Here is a 23392-nt window from a genome sequence, read left to right on the forward strand (position 1 = left end):
GCAAAATTAGTCACCGTAAAACAAATCACTTGTCTATGCTGGGCTGAGCCTTCTAGTAATTTTTTCAGCGGGTTACAGCATAGCCAACAGGAATCTGATAGCTCCATGTTTCGGATAAGGGTTGCTGATGTTCATCGACCAGCGCGGCACGCATTTCTACCACTTTATTTGGATCATGAATCTGCGTACGCATCATTAAACGCCAGCCTTTGGTGGCTGGGTTATAACGTAAGTGGCTGCTTAAAATTTCGGCATGCTCACTGATACTGATTTGTGTTGCTGGTACTTGATGCTCACCCCGCTCTGTCAATACCGGTCCTTCAAAATCCACTTGCAATAATATGGTTTCATCCAAATCACGAATCAGATTGGCTTGTTTGTCTTCACCTGCAGAACGTAATGTTTGTGACACCCAGGCAATATTGGGGTCTGCCAATGACGGCTCATCCAGCGTCCAATGGATCCGATAAGACATTTCTAGCGGCTCCCCCAGCGGCGGAAGAGTATCCGGAATCCAGAAAGTCCCGATATTGTCATTAGTCTCATCTGCTGTGCGATATTCAATCAATTTGATGCGACCTTTACCCCAGGCACTTTTGGTTTCAATCCAGGCACTTGGTCGTAAATGGTATAAATCATCCAATTCCTGAAAGCGCGAAAACTCACGGCCGCGCTGCAACAAACCAAAGCCTTTCGGGTTTTCGACCTGCCAAGTACTCACAGACACCCCATCCGGGTTATTCAGCGGACGCCAAATCCTTTCCCCGTTTCCAGCATGAATGGCTAACCCGTTCGAATCATGAATTTGTGGGCGGAAATTATGCTGGCTCGGTGGTTGTCGGCCATCATATAAAAACATACTGGTAAGTGTCGCTAGACCTAGCTCATGAACGTCTTTACGCAAATACACTTTTGCTTCGACATCCAGCACGGTATCGGTGCCTGGTTGTAAATCAAAACGATAAGCTCCCGTCGCGCTAGGCGAATCCAGCAATGCATAAATCACCAGATTCTCTTCACCGGGTTGGGGACGCTGAATCCAGAATTCACGAAATTCCGGAAACTCTTCTGCAATATCATCAGCAACCACAGTATCAATATTCATCCCTCGCCCCGAGAGCCCATAAACCTGATCCTCACCAATCACCCTGAAATAACTCGCGCCCAACACACTCATGATTTCATCGTATTTATCCGCTTTATTGATGGGATATAAAACACGAAAACCGGCATACCCCAGATTCGCCGTGGTGGCTTTTTCAAAAGTTAAATCACCAAAAGAGAAATTTTCCGGATCATAGTTAATTTCCGTCATGCCATTAGGTAGGATCTCATTAATCTTTACCGGCACTTTAAAGTGCATTCCTTGATGATAAAACGCCAGTCGGAATGGCGTTTGCTGTTCGTTCCAATGAAATTGCTCTGCTCTTGGCTGGATTTTCATGTAATCGGCAAACTGCATCTGACTGAACTCTGCGGGCAGATTGCTTTGTGGTTTGACATAGTCCTGTTTGACCAGTGCCTGAGCTTTTTCAGCGACATCGTCGAGCGAAAAGGCATAAAGACTGCTTGAGATCATCAATAAGCTGATGGCAACAAACCGACTGAAAAATGTGGATGAACGTCCTGAGCGATTTGTTAGGGTCTGTTGATCTTTCATAACTGCCTCTGTTGTGACTGAAAATGAATTTTGCTTATACATAGAATCAGGCCGCCATTGGCACATAAAAAATCAGGATTGCTTGATTGCCGTAAATGGCAACCGTTTTAATATCCACTTACGGGTAGGCACCACCGCGTGCTCCATTGACCAGATACACAAGATAACGGTCAGCAGCAGGAACAATGGATAAAACCAAATCGACAAGCTTTGTTCGCTTGCCTGAACCGCGCAGCTGTTCCAGTTCTGCAAGCACTCAATCGACAGTACATTAAGTATTTTTTCTGATCGGGAAAATAATACAAAGGCAGGCACATGCAATACAAACAATGGCAATGATGCTGCACCCAGCCGACGTGACCAGTTGTTAAACCATTCATTGCGTGGCGTTCCTGCTAAAGCGCACAGATAAATCAGCATCAGCTGTGCCGGCAATAACAAACCGTTATGCAGAAGGAAATACCAGTAACGTTCGCCTCTAAGCAGCCATATCGCGCCGAGAAAACACAGCATGACAAACAACCCCATCAGGATTCGCATCATGAATTGTGGATCACGCCCACTATCTCGCAGCTGACGAAACAAGGCATAGCAGAGAATGCCAGCAAAAAACTCTGGAATACGAATAATCGGCATGCGATGCAACATGCCGGTAAATGGCATCCCGTAATCGCCATTCCAAATAACCAATAGAGGTGGAATAAGGTAAATCAGCATCAATGCTGAAAGCCACAGAATTTTATGTTTTACCCGCATCAGATACGGCGCAGCAAAAGGAAAGGTCAGATAAAAGAAAAACAACGTCGAAATTGACCATAATGGCGCGTTAAACGTCAGATAATAAGGGTTCCAGGCCTGCAACATGAATATCTGCAATAACGAATTAATTAGTAACTCACTATTACTCATGTAATGTTCAATTGATGCCCGCCCTGCTTCACCCAAATCCACATTTGTGTCATACACCACAAACCTTACTGTGGCTTTCACATCATCTGGAGGAAGGCCCAGATAATTGATAATGCTCAGTACCGAAAACGTGAGCAGCAATGAAAAAACATGTAGCGGATATAAGTTAGAAAAGCGCTTTGCCCAAAAGCTGGTCGCTGCTTCGCGGAGTTCACCGTTTCGGCAATAAACATGCGCTAAAAGAAATCCGGACAATACAAAAAAACTGCTGGTGGCAAAAAAACCCACACCAACCATATCCATCAACCAGGGGGCTTTTTCTTTGAGTTTATAAGTATGTAACGTGTGAAAAACAACGATATATAAACCGAGCAAAAACCGCAGCCATTCCAGCCCAATAAAATGTTCCTTACCGCGTTGCTCCACTCTGATTCCCTGAACAAATAAATTGCGCTAAATTTTACAGGCTGTCATACAAAACTGTTTAACCAATTCGTTATACAAGGTGTTCCATTAAGCTGGCTTTAATCTGCACTGCGATATCGTTGCTGGTAATTCCAGGCTTTCTCGCATTCCGGTAAATCATAAAACAATACCGGCTGGTCGCCCCCCTTATTACCATAATCGCTATAGAAACGATCACAATATTGCTGGCTGCGATCCCACTCAGCAACGCACTCTGCTGCATATTTTTCCCGGATAGGCGCCAACTTTTCCAACCTTGCCGTTTCACAAGCTTCATCAAGTTGTTGCTGGATTAAACGCCGATCTTCTGCAATTGCCTGATTAATAAATACACTCGTTAATATCATCACTAGTAAAAAAACTGCTTTCATAGACTTTTCCTGTAATCAATAGTTATCAAGGGTTTTGACTTATGTTATTGCGTTTATATCGAGGCCACTTACAGTAGAAAGGCATTTATTAAAATTAAGATTTCAATATAAATCTTAAACCCTGTCTGGGTCCTATTTTCTCCATGAAATATAGTTGTTGAAAAAATACTTTTTCAACAGTTTCTGATCCAGCAACTCAATTAAGGAGATAACCATGCACGTTACTTCAGAAGCGGCTAAAAAAGCGATTGATGGCGCCCTCAAAAAAGCTGAATCAACTGACACCCGTATGTGTATTGCTGTAGTTGACTCTGGTGGCGCGTTGAAAGCATTCTATCGTATGGATGATGCCTGGGTTGGCAGTATTGATATTGCTATCAAAAAAGCCCGTACGGCAGTGTATTTTGGTATGCCCAGTGGTGAAATCGGTCAATTATCTCAACCGGGTCAGCCTTTATATGGCATCGAACATTCAAATGATGGCATGATTACTTTTCCAGGCGGTGTGCCAATCGTTGATGATGAAGGCTTTATGTCAGGTGCGATTGGGGTAAGTGGCAGCTCGGTTGAAAATGATGATCTGGTTGCACGTGCAGGCGTTGAAACAATCGGCGTTTGTGACTTACCAGAACACCCATGGAGAACTTAAAAAAATAAATCGCTAACCGGAGAGAGAACATGGGTGGTCAAAAGCTTTTAGGCATAATTTTAGTAGTTATCGGCATTATCTTGTTGGTATTTGGTTTTAATGCCTCACAATCATTGGGCGATCAAGTGACCGAAACGTTCACTGGGCGTTTTACTGATGAAACCATGTGGTACATCATCGGTGGCGCAGTTGCGGTAGTCGTTGGTGGCTTTTTGGCTTTGGGTCGCAAATAAAACGATTCGTTTTATACGTTTGACCTCCAGACAACTAGTCAGAATCTAAATCTGCCGAACTGTTAAGATGTGATTCTAAATCGGCTAATTGAAAGAGCCCCCGTTATTGGGGGCTTTTTTATCCAAGTGAGAATCCACCATGACTGAGAAAACATTTATCAAAGGCAAAGACAGCGATCTGGAAACCAGTATCGCCACCATGCAGGCCAAACTAAAGTCGTTTGGTTTTGATATCGAAGAAGCATCCTGGCTTAACCCGGTCAGCAATGTTTATTCAGTCCATATCCGTGATAAAACCTGTCCTTTGATGTTTACCAATGGCAAAGGCAGTAGCGAAAAAGCCTGTCTTGCCAGTGCGTTGGGTGAATATTTCGAACGGCTCAGCTGCAATTATTTCTTTGCCGACTTCTATCTGGGCGAACATCACAGCAATAGTGAATTTGTGCATTATCCCAACGAACGCTGGTTTGACATGGATGGTGATGAAATGCCCGAAGGCTTGATGGATGAAAGCCTGTGGAAATATTTTGATCCGGAAAATGAACTGACCCCGGACATGTTGTTTGATACCAATTCCGGCGATGGCGAACGCGGTATCTGTGCAGTGCCTTATCAACGCCTTGGTGATGGCGAAGTTCGTTATATTCCAGTCAACCTTATCGGCAATATTTACGTCAGCAATGGTATGTCGGCCGGTAATACCCAGAATGAAGCCCGGGTTCAAGGCTTATCCGAAGTCTTTGAACGCTATGTGAAAAACAAAATTATTGCTGAAGGTATCTGTCTGCCCGAAGTACCGGATGAAGTATTAAACCGTTATCCAAAAATCCAACAGGCATTACAGGAACTGCGTGATCATGGCTATCACTTAAAAGTGGCCGATGCCTCTCTGGACGGTCAATTTCCGGTAATGTCCGTCACACTGATTAATCCTAAAGACGGGTCAGTATTTGCCTCGTTTGGGGCACATCCAAGTTTTGAAGTGGCGCTGGAACGGACTGTCACAGAGCTATTACAGGGACGCGGTCTGGATCAGCTGGATGTTTTCCACCCACCAACATTTGATCTCGATGAAGTCGCTTCCCCCGCCAATCTGGAAATGCACTTTATCGATTCCAGCGGTTATATCTCTAACGACTTTTTCCGTGAAACACCGGACTATGATTTCTTCGACTGGGATTATGATGATGCCACCGCTGACGAATTCAAATTCCTGACCGATAAAATCCATCAACTTGGATTTGATATCTACATTGCCGATTACAGTCACCTTGATGTTTACGCCTGCCGGATTCTGGTGCCGGGCATGTCGGATATTTATCCCGTTGATGAACTGGTGTGGGAAAACAATAATGAAGGCGCATTATTCCGCGAGGATTTCCTGACTCTGAAAGATGGTGACCCGGAACAATGGCAGGATATTCTGGATCGCCTGGATGAAGGCGGTTATAACGATCAAACTCCCGTCGCACCGTTTATCGGGCTGGCCGCAGATCCCGGCACTTTATGGGCAGATATTCGTCTTGGCGAACTCAAAGCCATGCTCTATCTGGCATTGGAAGATGAAGAAGCAATTGACTGGATTGACTGGTGTCTGGCTTTGGATCAGGGCAGCGAGCAGAATATTTTATTTTACCGTTGTCTGAAAGCACTGCTGGAAATCAAATGGGATGATGAACGTGATTACGCTGAATACACCAAAGGCCTGGCATTAATGTATGGTCAGCAAAATGTCGATGATGGCATTCAAATCGTCGAAGGTGAAAAACTATTCCACAATCTGCATTGCCCCGGCCTCAGCCTGGAAGGGTTTGAACGACATAATGCGTTATTGGCAGGCTATGAAAAACTCCAGCAAGCCAAACGGTCAAATTGGAAATAGAGAAAAATTTTTAAAATGGCAGGGCTGCTTTTAAGCAGCCCACAAGTCCAAATTAGTCTTTAAACTCAATCCTCTGCATTGCCTGATCCGCCAGCGATAAACCTGCGCCTTCATAGACTTCAAATACTTCATCAGCACCGAGATTCTTCAGACGCTCAACTTCATCGGGATATTCCACAATGGCTGCAACATGGCCTTTAAAGTCACGTCCTCTCAGTTGTTTAAGCGCATACACATTACCGGCATGATGCGGCATGGCCAGTACCACCAGTTGTATCTGATCGCTCATCAGCAATTTATTCCAAAAGTCGGAGTCAACAGCATCGCCTTCTACGATCCTGAATCGCTCATTTAAACGACTGATTTTATTTTGATCATTATCAACACCGAGTACTTTTAAGCCGTATTTTTGCTGCAAACGCTGATACGCCCCACGACCGATCTTGCCCATTCCCAAAATAACTACCTGAGTTGAATTCAATTCAATTGGTTTATCATGCGAATGTAACTGGTCTGTCGGCACCTCTGTTAATCGGCACTTGCTTAGCTGATATATCCGCTCGTTGTAGTTGTTCAAAATGGCTGACACTACAAAGCTCATGGCAACAGATAGAGAAAGTATCACCATCCAATCATTGCTGAGCCAGCCCTCAGACATCGCCAATGCAGCCACAATCAGACCAAACTCCGAATAATTGGTCAGGGTGAGTGAGGTTAACACCGAGGTACGGATACGTAACCGGAACCGTGGGAACATGAGCACAAACAACAAGGTTTTCAACGGCAACAGCACTAATAACAGCAGCGCCAGCCCAACATGCTCCCAACTCGGTAAAGCGGTCAGACCAATCGACAGAAAAAAGCCGACCAGAAACAACTCTTTAATATTGAATAAAGAACGCGCCAGATTGGCTGATGTTTTATGCGGTGCCAGCAAAACACCCATAATCAATGCACCCAAATCACCTTTTAAGCCCACCATTTCAAACAGCTTATAACCTACCACCAGTGCCAGCACAAAGCCGAACAATACCTGCATTTCGCCATGTCCAAGGCGATCCAGTAATTGCCGTAAAAAAGGGGCAGCCGGAATCAGTAAAAACAGACCTAAAGCCCAAACTGACGGCATCGTGCCCGTAGTGGCAGAGAGAAAAATCACTGCAAAAATATCCTGCATGATCAGAATACCAATCGCTACGCGGCCATAAAACGATTGGGTTTCACTGCGCTCTTCGAGGACTTTAACGGCAAACACCGTACTGGAAAATGACAAGGCAAAGGCCAGAATCACTATCGCTGTCCAGTCGGTAGATTGCATCAGCAAAATACCACCGAACTTGAGTAAGCCGAGGATTCCTACAAATAAAAGACTTGAGAGGGTGATATGTAAGCTTGCCACTCCCCATACTTCAGATTGCAATAAGGTGCGAATATTGAGCTTAAGTCCAATGGTAAACAATAATAAGGTCACACCAAGACTGGCGATGGCCTCAAGCGTTGGTGTTAGCTCATAACCCGAATAGTTGAGTAAAAAACCGGCGGCAAGAAATCCTGCCAGTGGTGGCAGGCGTAAAATCATCGCCAGCAATCCACCTGCAAAAGCATAAATAAAATAAGCCGGTTCCACGATATGACTCCCCGTCTGCTGGCTGATTTAAAGCCAATCGTTATATCGAATAAAGGTTAATCATACCGCACAAAATATCAGGGCCTATTGATCTTATTCGTTTCGTCCGTTCTGACAGGTTAAGGTGCGTTAATCCAGAAAATTGTGAATAGTTTTATTTACCTTCCCACATAACATCGGCATTGGCATCAATTGCTGCGTTTAACAGATTAATTAACGGTAATGCTCTTTGTGACAGGCCCGGTTTAAATTCACCATCTTGAGGATCCTGCTCAGCTGCTTTACTGGAATCAACCGCTGTTTGCAGTTTTGATAAAGCCGATGGTAAGTCCTGCGGCTGAAAGGCGCCTGGAATGGTGCCGCTATGCCCCATAATCTTCAACATATCTTTGGCCACATCACCAAACATGGTGATATCGGCGTAAGCCTTGGTGCTAAACGTTACGATCATTCTAGTTCTCCATTAAAAGTTTATTGAGCTGTAAATAACCACGTCACGGTCAGTACATTCAGCGCTAAAGTATCGGAAAAGTTTTTGCGGTTTATCAACGACGCTTAAGCAAAACAGGGTATATCAAGCGAGGGAAAATGGACGCAAGAAATGCGGAGGCAAATACATCACTTCATTGTGTTAACCATAGAGCAAAATGAGGCTGATTGCTATCTAACCTCTTTCATACCAAACCCGACAGAACGATTCGATCTGCCGGATTTGTTAATGACGAATAGCCGTGATTATCTCGGCTCAACCGTAGTTTCGTATTCCGGACTTACCAACCGTGGGTCACCTTCATCCAGACACAGGAAAGTTACATCATAAAAATATTTCACCTTTTGCCGTTTCAGGGTTTTAGTGACCAGTAGCTCTTTTCCCTGACTGACGCAATACTCACCAGCTTGTTCAAGAACAGAAGCTTTTGCCGTGGAGGCATTCAGATGGTCAGCTGAAACCGTATAGGTATCAGGGCCAACTTTTTTAACACCGGAAGTTTTCACTGCACAGCCGGTGAGGACTAATGCAGCTGACAGACTTACCACTAATGCCAGTATTTTCATTTTGTTGTCTCCAATTAATAAACCCTAGTACCAACCAATTATCCGCTGTTATGCGATCTTGCCGACAATAATTTTGGTTAAAGGGACTTGTAATACTCATTACTGGTAAAACTCGACAAAAAAATCGACATGCCCAATCGGTTTTACCTGATGCAAAACAGCGGGCTCCACCACACCATATTTATCTGAATCCAACAGGATTTCTTCGAATGGATCCTGAATGGTATAAAGCAATTTTCCACTTACAACCACAATCTTTCCCCATACGCCCTCCTTGGTTTGGTGATTGTTCAGTAAACCGGTGGGGATAGAGCTCTCATCAAATTCCGGCGTGCGTTTATATGCAACAACATTGTCTGGTAGCGATTTCATCATCTTTACCTCTTAAATAGAACCGGAGCATGCAGAAATCTGCAAATTCATATATAAAATCGTCGATTCTCGACTATATATAACATTCAATTATGTCGTTTTGCATTTCCCCCACGACCAGCTTATGTAGCCTCTTGCGAGTAGGATAAAACTTCGGCCACCCGATGACGTAAATCCGGTAATAACGTTTGTTCAAACCATGGATTGTTTTTCAACCAGCGATTATTGCGCGGACTTGGATGTGGCAAAGGCCCAACGTGTGGCCATAGTTCATGCCATGCTAAGACTTTTTCGGTGAGTGAGGCCTTATTATCAGCAAAATGATAAGCCTGAGCATATTGGCCAACCACCAAGGTCAATTGAATATTTTCCAATTTGGACAGCAAGTCGTCACGCCACGTCGGAGCACATTCCGGTCGGGGTGGTAAATCACCTGACTTACCCGTCCCCGGATAGCAAAATCCCATGGGCAGAATAGCAACCTGCTGTTCGTCGTAGAAAACATCGCGTGATATGCCAAGCCAGGCTCGCAATCTATCACCGCTGGCATCATCAAACGGAATTCCGCTTTCATGTACTTTTCGGCCTGGGGCCTGCCCGGCAATCAGAATTCGTGCAGCAGGATGAAATTGCAAAACGGGTCGTGGCTCAACCGGCAACTTCTCAGCACAAATCCGACAACCCCGAACCTCATTCAGCAATGCAAACGCATCATCTTCTTGGCAATTGGCAGATTTTTTCAAAACGAATAATCCCGGAGCCAGTGAACCTTAAACAGAATAATTACAACTCACCCCGATCAATATGTAGTTCGCCATCAACTACTTTATGGTTGAGGATCAATCCCTCAGCAATCTCTTCAAATTTATATTGATGCTCCAGAAACACGGTTTCAGCATCCATCTCATCATCCGGGTCAGCCAACTCATCAAGGGCCGCTGTAGAAACAATACATGCCACCGTCTGATTATTGACTATGGCATAAAACGTCACATCTTGATCATTAACCAAATATTCACCGGTAAAGTCGATATCCATAACATCTCCTTTTGGTTGCTCAGGCTTTAGCTTAATAAGCGAAACAAAGTAAGTTGTGGATTTATACTGACAAGTTATCTTCGGTAAATCAATTTTACGGATCTTAATTTAAGCATTGCATTCCCATGATTTTATTTGGATTCGTTGATCTTTAATTACTGTTAATTATTATTACAATGCTTACTAAAGAGTACCAGCTGATGCTTATAATGCTTGTCAGTCATTAATCAGGAATTATTTTAATGTACCAACTGAGTGATTTTCTCGGCGCAGTCAGCCAGGACCTTTTTGCTCTCGGTATTGCTCTAGCTCTGGGTGCCTTAATCGGATTACAACGTGGTTGGCTCGCCCGTGATAAAGCAGCAGGACAACGCGTTGCAGGAATTCGCACGCACGCGCTCCTTGGTTTGCTTGGTGGCCTGTCAGTTCAACTCGGCCGCGAATTGGGTAACTGGGTACCCGCAATATTGTTGGTTATGGTTGCATTGGCCGGACTTGCCGGGTTTTTGATGCAAAACCGACAGCAGCAAGATTTCAGTATTACCAGTTGGGTGGGTCAGGTACTGACATTTTGCTTTGGTGCGCTGGTAGTTGCCGGACAACCTGTGATCGCAGCTGCCGCTGCAGTTGTGACTGCAACGATTCTAGATAACAAAGAATCTATTCATCGTTTTCTGAAAACATTGGAAGCCAATGAACTGGACGCAGGACTGAAACTTCTGCTGATTTCCGTGGTGGTGCTGCCGTTATTGCCAAACGAAGGGTTTGGGCCGGGCGATGTACTCAATCCCAGAGAAATCTGGTGGATGGTGGTGCTCATCGCTGCAATTGGTTTCATCGGTTATTTTGCTATGCGTTTCGGTGGTTCGACACGCGGTATCATGTTTACCAGCCTGTTTGCAGGTCTCAGCTCATCAACTGCGCTAACTTTACATTTTTCACGCCTTTCAAGACAGTCAAACTCACGTCAGCTAAGCCCGCTCCTGGCCGCAGGAATCCTCATTGCATGCGGCACTATGTTCCCACGCATTCTGCTTTATGCTGCACTGATTTATCCACCGTTGCTGAAAGAGTTGCTGATACCTGTCATCGTAATGGGAGGCCTTCTTTATGGCTCAGCTGCACTGATATGGTGGCAACACTCCGGCTCAGTTAACGTAAGTCAGCCTCAAGGGCAGAATCCACTGGAACTACGCTCTGCTCTGCTTTTTGGTTTATTACTGGTAGTGATTTTATTGCTCGGCGAATGGTTGAAAAATGTGATGGGTGATGCAGGAGTCTTTCTACTGGCTGCTATTTCCGGACTGACAGATGTGGATGCTATTACCTTATCCCTGACCCGCATGGCACGTGAGGATTTAATGGCGGCTACTGCAGTGTTAGCAATTATTATCGCCGCTATGGTTAACAATCTTTTCAAAGCAAGTCTGGCTCTTGGCATCGGAACCGTTGGATTGGGCACACGTGTACTGATACCGATGTTACTATCATTATCCTCCGGTTTAGCGGTGGTTTTTTTAAGGATGTAAATTTGCCTGCGTTTTCAACTTACAACTGATCAAAATTTTTCTTTAATTTTTTTGGCAATACGCTTAAATATCCGTTAGAAAAACTGCTCTACACTCTCTCCGAAAGCCCGCGGAGTGCTGCAATATATGGCGTAAAGAGAAACCCTAGTCTGATTTACTCACTTTGATTTGGTGTTAGCAAATGCAAGTCCATTTAAAAAAAGCCGATTTAGTTTGCTTTTTCCAGAAAGGAACTTAAAAAGTGCTGATGCCGGTGGCTTCCATAATGCGATAAAGCATACGAGGCCAGATTCGTTCATCGGCATACTGGGTATAAACTACGCTGTAATTTCGCTGATTCCTGTTATTCCAGCGCTCTTCAAACCAATCCTGGCCGCGCTGCAAAGGTTCAGCCCCAGCAGATCCTCGTAGGATCACACTGGTTTCAAGATTGAGGTTATGCAGATTGCGACGGGTTAAATTGGTTGAGCCAAGCATCATTGCACTTTGGTCATCAGACCCTCGATGCATCAACCATTTGGCATGGCACTGCTCGCCATGCGTATCACACCAGCGTACCGTGATGCCCGCATCGACTAGTTCATGGGCCACGGGTCGATTCGGTACACCATTTTTCTTCCGACCAAATGCATCTTTGTTGGGATCCAGCAGAACCCGCATACTCACGCCGCGCTCTGCCGCCCGCTTCAGTGCGGTTACTATGTCGCGGTCAGACAGATAGAACATCGCCATATCCAACTTATCGCCAGGCCCGGCTCCATCAATCATATCGATTGAGGCTCGCTCAACAGAGCGTTCGGTGACCACCTGAACGGTAAGACCGTTACTGCTTGCCTCTGATATCTGTGCTACTTCAGGTATTGGAACGGGGGCATCCGAAAATTCCAGTACCGCTGCTTCGCTTTCAAACAAATCCCAGGCTGCGTGCCCATTAAACCGCAACGCCACATTACCGTGAGCACTACTACCATCATGAGGATTAGCAGAAGTAACCAATGCTGAAAGTTGCGTCCCATCATCGGCAATGATCAGTTTGCGATGGTTGGCTTTGAAGTTGAGCATGGCAAGATAACTCCGCAGCGAAACCCGTCCCTCCCCAAAAGGATTGGGCAACAGTTCCCCTTCATCATTGCCAAAGGGCTGAATAAACAGACGCCAGAAGGCAGAATATGCCGGGTTGCTATCGCGTAAGCGAGTCAAATCGGTCAATGTGACAGAAATACCTGCCGCTTCAAGTTGAGCAAAATGTGGTGAAGGGCGTCCACCATAAAGAGTATTCAGTGGATCGGAAATAACCTGTATATCAAGCGTCGGGTAGCGCCTTTTCTGGGCAATCAGAGCATCTGTCAGTTCGTCAGATAGAGGGCGGTGCGTCTCCGCCAGCTGGCCCTGAAAATCGTTGAATAAAAACATATCCACCAGCACAAACCGGCGGGCACCGGTAATCATCTCAAAAACAGCATCGAATATCTGTTGCTCGGTATGGCGCTCTCCATCCATATTGGTAAACGTTCTGTCCGCCAAAAACTGCACATCGGTGGCTGAGCGCTCGGACGCAAAAATATCCAATCCGGGAGGTAGCGGTTTGTAGACGTGGTAAAAGCCCATGCCCACCAACACAACAATCAACAAAGTTAGCAACCATAATCCCAAGTGCCGACGGTGAGTAGGCTTGTCAGCAATAAACAATTTCATTTAGCAACGCTCCCTTTAACTTGGCATATCTATCCATTTCAAATCCATCTGCACTGCGTCGCCATGACGCTTGTTTTGTTGAGAAAGAATACTTGATGGCTGTGCGCTGTTCAAAAATCACATTCGATATTTCAATGGTTTAAATAGTCATTACAAAAAATTTTAGCCAAATCAACTCCTGATCATCCTTTGGTAACAAGCTTTAACGATACTCGATAGAAAAATTCACTTACACTCTATCTGAGAGCGCGCAGGATGTTGACGACAAAGTTAATGCAATTGTGTCTTATCATCACGGGTTTCGTTTTTTTATCAGGATTTCATGCGTCAGGAGTAGCAGTGGTCAAAAAAGTACCGGAAAGCATCGAAGAAAATAGCGATTTTCTGAGCGATCCCTTTCTACAACTGCCCACGGCAGATTCAGTCAATGTGGTCTGGTTTACCAACTTTGCAGGGCAAAGCCATCAACTGCACTATGGTGATGGACTGATTGCTGATGCCACAACCACCAAGATGACCAGCATGTTTGAGGATGCAGATTCATCCCAACCTGGCAGGGATTATCAAACTCTTACACTGAGAAAGGTCTACCGCCATGAAGCGACGGCAACGTCACTCAGGGCCGGTGTGCGGCTGAATTATCAGGTGAAAAGCATAACCGATGAGGGACAGGTTCTTCTCAGTGACAGCTATAGCCTCGCGCCGTTGCCAGAAAAAAATACGTCACTGAAAATTCTACTCACCTCGGATCTGCAATCAAAAACCAACTCTCCGGCTAACTATCAGAAAGTGGTGGAAACCATCGGTCTACCCGATGCGGTTTTCTTTGCCGGTGATCTGGTCAATATTCCCGATCGTGCATCAGAATGGTTTGATCAACTCGAAGACGATGCACCACCCTTTTTCCCGACGCTGCAGGGACGCTATCAACAACTCAAACCCGAGGCGGTCTATAACGGCGGTGAAATTTTGCAACACGTCCCACTATTTGCTGCTATCGGTAATCATGAAGTGATGGGGCGTTTTCTCCCTCAGCAATCTGATCACCTAATGAACAATAGCTTTAATGATCCTCAACCGCGCTGGTATGCCGAAATCGCTTATGGGCAGCTTAAAGAGCAAATCAATCCCGACAATGATCCTCAACGCAAAGCACAATGGATTCAGGATAATTCGCATAATCAGCAAACTTATCTGGATGTTTTTACCTTTCCGGACGACAGTCCCGGTGGTAAAGAATATTACGCCATGGCGTTTGGGGACGTTTTTCTGATTTCGATGAATGTTTCACGGATCTGGCGATCATGGAATGTAAGCGGTCAGCATCGCAGCAAGTTTGTAGAAGCCTTATCCGAGTTGCAAACTCCTGATGCATGGGGCTTTGGCGAATTTATGTTCGAGCGTTTTGATACCCAGTCAGAGCAATACCAATGGCTTGAAAGTGTGTTGCATTCTGATGCATTTAAAGAGGCAAAATACAAAGTGGTACTCGCTCATCAAGGGGTATTTGGACTGGGCGATAATGTTGTACCGGTGCTGGCCAATCCACTGATGCAACTGGTAGAAACAGATGAAAACAATATCGACACACTGACCGAGCTAACTTTTCCCATCAGCCCGCAAGATTGGCAAAACACCGTATTGCCTAAGCTGCCCAACATCCGTGAAATACGTTATCAATATCTACTTAAAGACGATATTTGGCTTAGAGATATTGAACCATTATTGCTTAAACACCAGGTTGATCTGGTGCAAATCGGTCACTCACATCTATGGAACCGCACAAAAGTCGGCAATATGCATTATCTGGAAACCTCCAATGTCGGGAATACACTAGGGGCTTATTACAATGATCCAACCGACACATATCAACAAAACAATCGCAACAGCAAAGCCAACTTCTGGATAGAGTTGAATTCAGAAAACTCACGTTGGGATCCGGCGAATTACGCTGCCAATGGCGATCCTCATGGACGACAAATGATCCAACCCAGCCTTTTCAGCCCAATGAGCTTAATAGATAAGACACTTCCAGCCTTACCATTTGTTTCCAGTAACCAACTCACCACGTTCTCGATTCTGGATACAGGCACCGGCACGGTGAAAAGCTATGTTTTCGATACCGCGGATCCAGCATCGGAAGTTCAGTTATTTGATGAATTTTCAATAGGCAATTAGCTTAGGCATTCCCCAAACACCCTCGTATCTCAATACATCTCTCTGACTCATAACGATAAGCAAATCGTGGATTTGCTATGTATTTGAGCGCATCAGGATATATCAGCGCTCTAAAACATATGGATTTACATATATATGTAATAATACATATGTATCTTCCCAGTACATGCTAAACGTTAGCTGAACCAGATAAACAGCATGAACCTATTGATGTTAAAGGGAAATACAATGAATCGTTTGATTACATCCATTATCTATTTTGCAGTTACGCTAGTGTCATTAAGCCTTACCGCCTGCGACTCCAACAATGATCCCGCTGAAATATCAGAGATTAATGACAACCGTTCTGAAATAATCATTGCAGGCTCGACCTTCGCCTCCCCATTCTTTGAAAAAGTGTTGCAGACCTATGAGCAGGGCACAAAGTTTAGCTACCATTCGATAGGCAGTGGCGCAGGTATTGAGCAGTTTATAACGGGTGATGCAGATATCGGGACAACCGATGCGCCAATTAATGAAAAGGAAGCAGCTCGCTTAAATGAGAATTTTGAAGAAATCGTCGTCACATCCGGCATGATCAGTATTGCTTATAACGTAGAGGGTCTAACTGACACACTCAAACTTCCAAGAGATGTGTATACAGATATCTTTCTTGGTGAAATCACCCGCTGGAATGATCCACGAATACTTGAAGTAAACCCTGATATCAATTTACCTGACAGCGCTATACAGGTCATTGCACGCTCCGATAACAGTGGTACAACCTTTGCGTTTACCAATCATCTGTCGACGGTTAGCCCAGCCTGGAAAACAATATTTGGAGCAACAAAAAAACTGGACTGGCCCGGAAAAACAATGGAAGCAAAAGGTAACGAAGGAGTCTCCCAACGCCTGGCAATTACCAATAATAGCATCGGCTACGTTGAATTCGGCTTTGCTCAGCGCCTTGGCTTAAAAGTCGCAAGTTTGGAAAACAAAAGCGGAAAATTTGTTCTGCCCAATAACGAGACGGGCGACATAGGACTCGTCGATGAATTTTATTCAGAAGCAGAGCAAGTCGTTTCATCCATTACTGATCCTGAGGGAGAATCGGCCTACCCAATCGTCGCATATACCTGGGCATTAATACGGAAAAAATATGAAACCCCTGGCATCGGCAGTGATGTAAGAGATTTTATAAAATGGACGCTGAATGAAGGCCAATCATTAGCAGCTCCATTGCATTACCTTCCTTTATCGAAAGAGATTATTCAGGCAGAACAGGAAAAGTTGGGGCTGTATATTATCCAGTGAACCAAAGAGTCAGAAGCAAATATCAATTTTCTCTGGCTCTTTGGAGCTTTCATCCAGCACATTAGCTCTGGCTTATGCCAGCTCGACCAATAACACTTTGTCCCCTCTCTTATCTCTCGATATGAATTTTTCTTCATATGAACAGAACAGTTAAATCATGCTGGTTTTGTTAAGCTGTAATGACTTAATTCCCTCTTTCAACGAGTAACGATTTTAATGGCAAGCAATTTCAACGCTGAACGTCTCATGCATGACCTAAAACAAGAGGCTCCACTGTTAGATGCTTTGATCGACATCATCGAACAGCTAAGAGAGACCGATCCAGAAAACGCATCAAAGCGACTGGATGACATTATGGAGATGATCGAAGCGAATCCAGAACTGAGAGCAGAATTTGGTCAGCAGTTTCATAGCTGGCTAATTGAATTAAACCTGTATCCGGCTTTGGTGAGTTTAGGAATTTTTGCCCGGCGGGGTGTATTTAATGAGTTCATGACCCGTCTTTATGACAAAGTTAATCCGCCCCCCATTGATCGCGAAAGCTCAAGAGGGGTGTTGACTCTCCTGTTTCACCGTCAATCAGATAAAAAATGGCTAGACACTATTACCAACGATCAATGGCTGCGTCTGTATCAAATCCTTGTTGATCACACGACACCTGAGACATTGAATACCGCCGTCAAACATTTTCGCCAACAATGTCTTTATGCAGTTGAAATGCTGGGTATCTGGGTTGCAGCCGAAGAACTTGAACCTGAATTGATTCGAATGGATCGGCGACTGATCGATATTGACTCTGCCTTTATTGGTCTGCAACGTGAACTACGCCTGTTTACACAAACGGAGTTCGACCGTATTCAGGAACCTGAACTTCCGGCCTATGATCCCGAACATATTTGGGTAATGCTGGATCAATGTCGCGAACAGGTCTCACGCTTGAGACGCAAAGGCGCCGGGGCAGCAGGATCTTCAGTCTCGGTGGCACATTTGCTAGAACGTCTTGAACAGACGCTGGGGCGTATTGAACAAATTATGTCCATTTTAACCACCACAGAAACAATAGAAGTAGAACGTAAAAGTCTGGCGCTCTGGCAATCATTGATTGTTTCGGCCATTGACAAGAACAGCCTCTACGCCTTGATGCGCAACAGTCTTGCCATGCTCTCCCGCAGTATTACTGAGAACAAAAGTGATCATGGCGAACATTACATCAGCCGTGGTAAAAGCTCCTTTTATGCGCTTTTCCGATCAGCGGCCGGTGCGGGTTTTATTATTGCGTTAATGGCTTTGTTAAAAATCAGTATCGTGAACATGGGCTTCAGTCCATTAAAAGAAACAGTGCTCACCAGCCTGAACTATGGTCTCGGGTTTGTCCTTATCCATCTGTTACATTTCACCATTGCCACCAAACAACCTGCCATGACAGCAGCCAGTTTTGCCAGTGAAGTTGAACAAGGTGAAAATGGACGGGCTGCTCATCGCAAATTAGCCAGCTTATTGATTGACGTAAATCGTTCTCAGTGGGCAGCCGTTTGGGGCAATCTTTCAACAGCCATTTTGCTGGCGGCAGTGATTGCATTCAGTTTCTTTATGTTCACCGATAGTCCTTTACTAGATGCCTCGACTGTCAGTTACCAGCTGCATGCGATTGCCCCCTTCGAGGGTCTCGCCCTGTTTTATGCTGCAATTGCAGGTTTGTGGTTGTTTTGCTCAGGGATTATTGCCGGATATTTTGATAATCGAGCGGATTACCTCGAGTTAGAAATGCGCCTTCAGCAACATCGATTATTACAATGGTTAAAAGAACAACGCCGGGATAAATTCGCAAAGTATATGCACGACAATTACGGCTCGCTAGCTGGTAATTTCTTTTTTGGGGTATTGCTGGGGACGACGGGCTATATAGGCTATTTGCTGGACTTGCCACTGGATATACGTCATGTGGCTTTTTCATCTGCCAATTTAGGCTACAGCGCTTTGAGCACCCAGATGGGCTTAGTGGAATTTTTAATCCATTTGTTTTACGTATTATTGATAGGTTTTGTTAATCTCTGGGTCAGCTTTTCACTCGCCTTAATGGTCGCATTACGATCCCGCGGCACACAAATAAGTCGTTTTCCAGTCTTGCTAAGCAGCCTATGGGAACAGATTAAGGAAAAACCGCTGCGTTTATTTTTTCCGGTCACCTCGGTTCAACAAGCATTAAAAGAAGATAAGAAAAATAAGTCCTGAACTCTTTGCAAATTCAAATCTGCTGTACCTGAAATTCATCGGGATATTCAAGATCCTTAAATGGTCGTCCGAGCTAAATCGTTACCTCATGCAAAGGTTCGTTTGGCAGCTTTACGAATACTTTTTCTATTGCTATTGGAATAGGCCGATAACGGTCTGTTAGGCCAGATTACAATCTCAAATAATGATTCACAGAATAATTTGGTGATAGCGTAATGACTCAACGAAAGGCTGATTTATTCTCAAATGATCGTGCGTTTTCACTCTGATGCAAAATTTCGGAATAATGAGCAAGTTGCCTGAAGGCTGTTGAAGGATAAGGAACAAACCGCTCCTATTTTGTCGTTTATTGCTGCTTTTCTGATGGTTCTGCTCCGACCGTGTCTGCTACATATGCACCGCGTTTGCCCATTGGCTTGTCTTCCCCGACCGTTGAGTCGACTTCTGTTTGATGTTCCATCTCGGCGTTTATTTCGGCCCCCAGCAGCACGACAAAGGCACTAATATAAAACCAGAAGATCAGAACGATCACACTGCCAATCGCACCGTAGGTTTCATTGTAATTAGAAAAATTTTGCACATAGGCTGTGAAACCGAAAGAAGCCAAAAGCCATAGTAAAGTCGCAATGACCGCACCGACACTGACCCAACGCCACTTCGGATTTTTTCTATTGGGGGCGAAACGGTAAACGCACTCAAGTACCAGAATGAATAACATCGCCAGAATTGGCCAACGCAATGTTCTCAAAAGGGATTCTAACGTTTCGCCCAAGGGGATCACGCCAAGGACGATGGGCACCAAAATGGCGAGCAACGCTAACATCACCACACTGAAAATACTTACCACCGTAAATAAAAGCGACACCAGCAGCAGGCTCCAAAAAGGGCGCTTTTCCTGTTCTTTATAAATAATATTGCAAGCCTTAATGACCGCCATAGCGCCCTTACGCGCCACCCACAGCCAGACCAACAGAGATAAGACCAGCGTTACATTAAAGGCCGCTCCAGCGGTATTCGTAAGCTCGGTAAGCTGATCGGTAAAGATACTGAATGCTTGTTCGGGCAACAGCTGCCGAAAAGGCTCCACTTGAGAAATGATATTTTCTGGAGATGCAAAAAGCCCAAAAAGTGAAACCCCTACATTCAGTGCCGGGAAGATGGACAACATCATAAATAACGCCACACCGGCTGCCAGCAATGAAATATCATGTCGATTCACATTGCCAATGACTCGTCGACCGATATCCCACCAGCCTCGCCAGGAGATTTCAGGCGGCTTGCTGGCTTGTCGCCCACGTTTATCATCTGACGATGTTTGTGCAGAATGCGGAGTGACGTCATCTTTTGGCATAGCGCTCCTTTTTTGTTGACATCGGATTAGATTGGCAGGGATTTAGACTCTGTCACTTTCAAATCAAGTTGGCTGAAAACTTGATATGCGTTTATCCGTCGAATTGATGGAGATAGTTAGAGGACCGGATCTAACAAAGCAGGTTCCTCTATATGCTTTTTACGGTCTAGGTGAATAATGATTTTAATGAGTTAGGCTAATCAGGCGTTAACCTAGATCGTGAGTAGGTTGAAGATGTCAGATCTGCGTATTAATCCAAAGATAAAAATCTAATTAATACTTGTGTAATCGCAAAAACTATCGAAAACAGCAACCTCACCGACAGTGCAAATTGCTGTGATTGTTTCTTCTTTTTTCCATAAAAATTTACAATTTGCCATTCCCGTGCCGGCACAAACCTGCATCTCTGGGCGACCCTCGCAGCGTAAGTCACCTTCGGTACAGGTTTCTGCATCGTCGGAATGAAAGGGCTCCCAGCCTGCTTCCAACATTTTCAATCGAACACTTGAATAAGGTTCATTTTCACTGAAATGCGGTAGATCGGAAGTTTGAGTGCAAGCCCATAGATAAAAAGTAAGAAAGGCAATTACCATCGAAGATAAATAACACACTGTTTTTCTCATAATAAGCCCTTCGAATCTTTAGGTTCAGAGAGTAAGGATTAAAAGATAAAAACTCTAATTCACGTTTAAGCTGGCAGAAAATCAAGTTGGCTGGCCCCCTTGATATTCTTTTACCGATCAAAGTTACGCTCTCGGAGCTCTTCGCAGACCCCGTCAATACTAGGAAACATAGACCCCGCTGTAATTCCCATAAAACGTAAATCTGTCATCACTGCGTCTCGCTCACGAGCTGGTATGTCAACTGCTTGAAGAAAACTTACTCCACATTCTTCTTCTTTTTCAAGTAGATAAGCTTCTATGTCATAAAGATTTGTGGCGGTAGTCGCAGCTTGTTGAGGCACAAGTCTTGGGTTATCGATAGCAATAAATTCTGACACCGACAGATGTGGGAATGCAGGATCTAGGTTATCAATCTGCCTGTAACGATATTGCCATTCTCGATTATTAAACAGATAAATTCTTACGGATTCATCACCAGAATAACCAATGGGGCGGTCTCGAAAGGCAAAGAATGCTGCGACATAGGGAGAGTGAGACCAATCTAATAGGGGGGTTGGGTATCCATGATGCTGGAGTAAATTAAAAAAAGCACCATTCTGCTCCGGAACCGTAAGGTCAAAAAAATGAGATGTAATAGCGCTAAGGCGTTGATATAGTTGTTTTACATCTTTGGATATAAACTCACTTATTCGATAGCGTTCACGTCGGTGGAAAGAGGTACATAATCTCCATGGCTCTTTCTGACCTCGAAAAAGGTACCCCGCCCCAGCTATTTTTGAGACATGCTCCTTGAACTCTACCCACGACATCACCTGACCAGAAATCTTAGAGCCAGCCTTTTGATCTGGCCGAGTTAAATCCCCCGAGAACGTCACTCCTATATCTGTTGTGCCACCCACAGTTAGAGAATTACCCGACTGCTTTATCAGGGTCTCCGCTTCTTGGGAATGCACGACTCCCTCAGGATAAAGTGCTTTTATCTGATCCCAAGATGTTTGGAATCCAGTTCTAGGGTCAATTGGCGCAGCATAGGCAGTTACCTTGTGCTCTAACCCCCTATCTTCTGTTGAAAAAAATGCAACGGTTCCAGGAAGATCTTTTGGGTCAGGGTGTAGATAGGCAACGCCTTCAAAATGATCATTTACTTCATCGATGTTGATCATTATCTTTCCGGTAGTGCTTCCGGAATAATTTCCCAGCCATTGCCCTCTCATCGAACCTCCTCTCGTTATAGTAAGAAACGTTTAATCAGTTCTGCTACCTCATAATTATTTTTCAATTCAATCTGTCTTTTTTAAGTGATTGAAATTTAATCTCTTATATTTGGTTAACTATAACCGAAAAAATTAATCATGAATCATTCACAATTATTCAATGTTGCATCAACGCTGATGGATTGTTTTATTTCCATCTAAAAAACTACTCGTACCAGTTCACAGATTCATCAATCTCGTTTTGTATTTATGATTCACCATCGTTAAATTTAAGCTTCATTAAAATCTAAAATCGCAGGGAGCGAATCATGGCAATAAAGGATTGGCCGGCAGATGAACGGCCGCGTGAAAAACTGCTTCAATCAGGGGCTGCAGCCTTATCGGATGCCGAGTTGCTGGCTATTTTTCTTCGAACAGGTGTGACCGGAATTTCGGCTGTTGATTTAGCTCGAAACCTTCTTTCGGACTTTGGCGGTTTACGGGCTTTGTTTGAAGCAGATCATCATAGCTTTTGTCAGCAGCATGGTTTGGGCACAGCGAAGTTTGTGCAGTTGCAAGCAGTGCTGGAGATGAGTCGTCGGCATCTGGAGTCAACTCTGACACGAGGCAATGCGTTTACGGATGCAGTCACTACCCGACTCTATCTGCAACGTCAGTTACGACATTTTCCCCATGAAGTATTTGCTTGTCTGTTTCTCGATACCCGGCATCGGTTAATCAGTTTTGAACCGTTATTTCGGGGCACGATTGATGGTGCCAGTGTGTATCCGCGTGAGGTGGTGAAGCAGGCATTGAAGCACAATGCGGCGGCAGTGATTTTTGCTCATAACCACCCTTCCGGTGTGGCTGAACCGAGTCAGTCGGATATTCAGATCACCAAACGGTTACGCAGTGCTTTGGAGCTGGTGGATATTCGGGTGCTGGATCATATTATTGTTGGTGATGCTGAAACTACATCATTGGCTGAATTGGGGCATTGTTAAGCCCCTTTTGTGGCTTTTGCCACACCATTAAT

Annotated in this window: 21 protein-coding genes; 8 read left to right on the forward strand and 13 right to left on the reverse strand. The window is 44.6% G+C overall.

Annotated features, from left to right (window positions below; genetic code table 11):
- Positions 1 to 64: 64 nt before the first annotated feature.
- The 3 genes from AC08OG_RS14880 to AC08OG_RS14890 all read right to left on the reverse strand — a co-directional run bounded on the left by AC08OG_RS14880 (position 65) and on the right by AC08OG_RS14890 (position 3405).
- Positions 65 to 1660, reverse strand: coding sequence for a glucan biosynthesis protein G (locus tag AC08OG_RS14880; RefSeq protein WP_482929829.1), 1596 nt, complete (start codon positions 1658 to 1660; stop codon positions 65 to 67).
- 72 nt (positions 1661 to 1732) lie between these two features.
- Complete coding sequence (locus AC08OG_RS14885) at positions 1733 to 2995, reverse strand: acyltransferase family protein (RefSeq protein ID WP_439503171.1); 1263 nt, start codon at positions 2993 to 2995, stop codon at positions 1733 to 1735.
- Between the two features lie 98 nt (positions 2996 to 3093).
- Positions 3094 to 3405 carry a hypothetical protein gene (locus AC08OG_RS14890; protein ID WP_292358268.1) on the reverse strand — a complete coding sequence of 104 codons (312 nt, stop codon included), beginning with the start codon at positions 3403 to 3405 and terminating at the stop codon, positions 3094 to 3096.
- Between the two features lie 214 nt (positions 3406 to 3619).
- On the opposite strand from AC08OG_RS14890, the gene AC08OG_RS14895 reads away from it, so the two are divergent.
- The 3 genes from AC08OG_RS14895 to ycaO all read left to right on the forward strand — a co-directional run bounded on the left by AC08OG_RS14895 (position 3620) and on the right by ycaO (position 6169).
- Entirely contained in the window at positions 3620 to 4054 is a 435-nt protein-coding gene (locus tag AC08OG_RS14895; RefSeq protein WP_292402871.1) for a GlcG/HbpS family heme-binding protein, read from the forward strand.
- 29 nt (positions 4055 to 4083) lie between these two features.
- Positions 4084 to 4287 (forward strand): DUF3185 family protein, encoded by a 204-nt coding sequence (locus tag AC08OG_RS14900; RefSeq protein WP_292358272.1) that lies wholly within the window; start codon positions 4084 to 4086, stop codon positions 4285 to 4287.
- A 139-nt stretch (positions 4288 to 4426) separates the two neighbouring features.
- Positions 4427 to 6169 (forward strand): 30S ribosomal protein S12 methylthiotransferase accessory factor YcaO, encoded by a 1743-nt coding sequence (gene ycaO / locus AC08OG_RS14905; protein ID WP_482929830.1) that lies wholly within the window; start codon positions 4427 to 4429, stop codon positions 6167 to 6169.
- A 52-nt stretch (positions 6170 to 6221) separates the two neighbouring features.
- On the opposite strand, the gene AC08OG_RS14910 is transcribed toward ycaO, so the two are convergent.
- The 6 genes from AC08OG_RS14910 to AC08OG_RS14935 all read right to left on the reverse strand — a co-directional run bounded on the left by AC08OG_RS14910 (position 6222) and on the right by AC08OG_RS14935 (position 10262).
- Positions 6222 to 7796, reverse strand: coding sequence for a cation:proton antiporter domain-containing protein (locus AC08OG_RS14910; protein WP_482929831.1), 1575 nt, complete (start codon positions 7794 to 7796; stop codon positions 6222 to 6224).
- Between the two features lie 154 nt (positions 7797 to 7950).
- Positions 7951 to 8247: a DUF1840 domain-containing protein gene (locus tag AC08OG_RS14915; protein ID WP_292358278.1), complete on the reverse strand. Its 297-nt coding sequence runs from the start codon at positions 8245 to 8247 to the stop codon at positions 7951 to 7953.
- Between the two features lie 284 nt (positions 8248 to 8531).
- Positions 8532 to 8852: a hypothetical protein gene (locus AC08OG_RS14920; RefSeq protein ID WP_292358280.1), complete on the reverse strand. Its 321-nt coding sequence runs from the start codon at positions 8850 to 8852 to the stop codon at positions 8532 to 8534.
- Between the two features lie 99 nt (positions 8853 to 8951).
- The gene (locus AC08OG_RS14925) at positions 8952 to 9227 is read right to left on the reverse strand and encodes a TehB family protein (RefSeq protein ID WP_292402858.1); all 276 of its coding nucleotides are present in this window, start codon (positions 9225 to 9227) and stop codon (positions 8952 to 8954) included.
- Positions 9228 to 9346: 119 nt separating this feature from the next.
- The gene (locus AC08OG_RS14930) at positions 9347 to 9967 is read right to left on the reverse strand and encodes a uracil-DNA glycosylase family protein (RefSeq protein WP_482929832.1); all 621 of its coding nucleotides are present in this window, start codon (positions 9965 to 9967) and stop codon (positions 9347 to 9349) included.
- Between the two features lie 40 nt (positions 9968 to 10007).
- Positions 10008 to 10262: a DUF1488 family protein gene (locus AC08OG_RS14935; protein ID WP_292358285.1), complete on the reverse strand. Its 255-nt coding sequence runs from the start codon at positions 10260 to 10262 to the stop codon at positions 10008 to 10010.
- Positions 10263 to 10504: 242 nt separating this feature from the next.
- On the opposite strand from AC08OG_RS14935, the gene AC08OG_RS14940 reads away from it, so the two are divergent.
- Complete coding sequence (locus AC08OG_RS14940) at positions 10505 to 11791, forward strand: MgtC/SapB family protein (protein ID WP_292358287.1); 1287 nt, start codon at positions 10505 to 10507, stop codon at positions 11789 to 11791.
- 234 nt (positions 11792 to 12025) lie between these two features.
- Here the strand turns inward: AC08OG_RS14940 and AC08OG_RS14945 are convergent, their stop codons facing one another.
- Positions 12026 to 13486: a phospholipase D-like domain-containing protein gene (locus tag AC08OG_RS14945; RefSeq protein ID WP_318989662.1), complete on the reverse strand. Its 1461-nt coding sequence runs from the start codon at positions 13484 to 13486 to the stop codon at positions 12026 to 12028.
- Between the two features lie 339 nt (positions 13487 to 13825).
- Between AC08OG_RS14945 and AC08OG_RS14950 the strand changes: the two genes are divergently transcribed.
- The 3 genes from AC08OG_RS14950 (at position 13826) to AC08OG_RS14960 (ending at position 19189) form a co-directional block, all read left to right on the forward strand.
- Entirely contained in the window at positions 13826 to 15664 is a 1839-nt protein-coding gene (locus tag AC08OG_RS14950; protein ID WP_482929833.1) for a metallophosphoesterase, read from the forward strand.
- 228 nt (positions 15665 to 15892) lie between these two features.
- Positions 15893 to 16957 carry a phosphate ABC transporter substrate-binding protein PstS gene (gene pstS, locus AC08OG_RS14955; protein ID WP_482929834.1) on the forward strand — a complete coding sequence of 355 codons (1065 nt, stop codon included), beginning with the start codon at positions 15893 to 15895 and terminating at the stop codon, positions 16955 to 16957.
- Between the two features lie 246 nt (positions 16958 to 17203).
- Positions 17204 to 19189, forward strand: a complete 1986-nt coding sequence (locus AC08OG_RS14960; RefSeq protein ID WP_482929835.1) for a site-specific recombinase — start codon at positions 17204 to 17206, stop codon at positions 19187 to 19189.
- 346 nt (positions 19190 to 19535) lie between these two features.
- Here the strand turns inward: AC08OG_RS14960 and AC08OG_RS14965 are convergent, their stop codons facing one another.
- The 3 genes from AC08OG_RS14965 to AC08OG_RS14975 form a co-directional block, all read right to left on the reverse strand.
- Positions 19536 to 20540, reverse strand: coding sequence for a YihY/virulence factor BrkB family protein (locus AC08OG_RS14965; RefSeq protein WP_482929836.1), 1005 nt, complete (start codon positions 20538 to 20540; stop codon positions 19536 to 19538).
- A gap of 269 nt (positions 20541 to 20809) precedes the next feature.
- Positions 20810 to 21163 (reverse strand): hypothetical protein, encoded by a 354-nt coding sequence (locus AC08OG_RS14970; RefSeq protein WP_482929837.1) that lies wholly within the window; start codon positions 21161 to 21163, stop codon positions 20810 to 20812.
- 110 nt (positions 21164 to 21273) lie between these two features.
- Positions 21274 to 22326 carry an FRG domain-containing protein gene (locus AC08OG_RS14975; RefSeq protein WP_318989620.1) on the reverse strand — a complete coding sequence of 351 codons (1053 nt, stop codon included), beginning with the start codon at positions 22324 to 22326 and terminating at the stop codon, positions 21274 to 21276.
- A gap of 359 nt (positions 22327 to 22685) precedes the next feature.
- On the opposite strand from AC08OG_RS14975, the gene radC reads away from it, so the two are divergent.
- A complete protein-coding gene (radC, locus tag AC08OG_RS14980; protein WP_482929838.1) occupies positions 22686 to 23360 on the forward strand; it encodes a RadC family protein in 675 nt (224 codons plus the stop codon).
- The last annotated feature ends 32 nt before the right edge of the window (positions 23361 to 23392 follow it).

This window comes from Methylophaga sp. F7, from assembly GCF_056863975.1.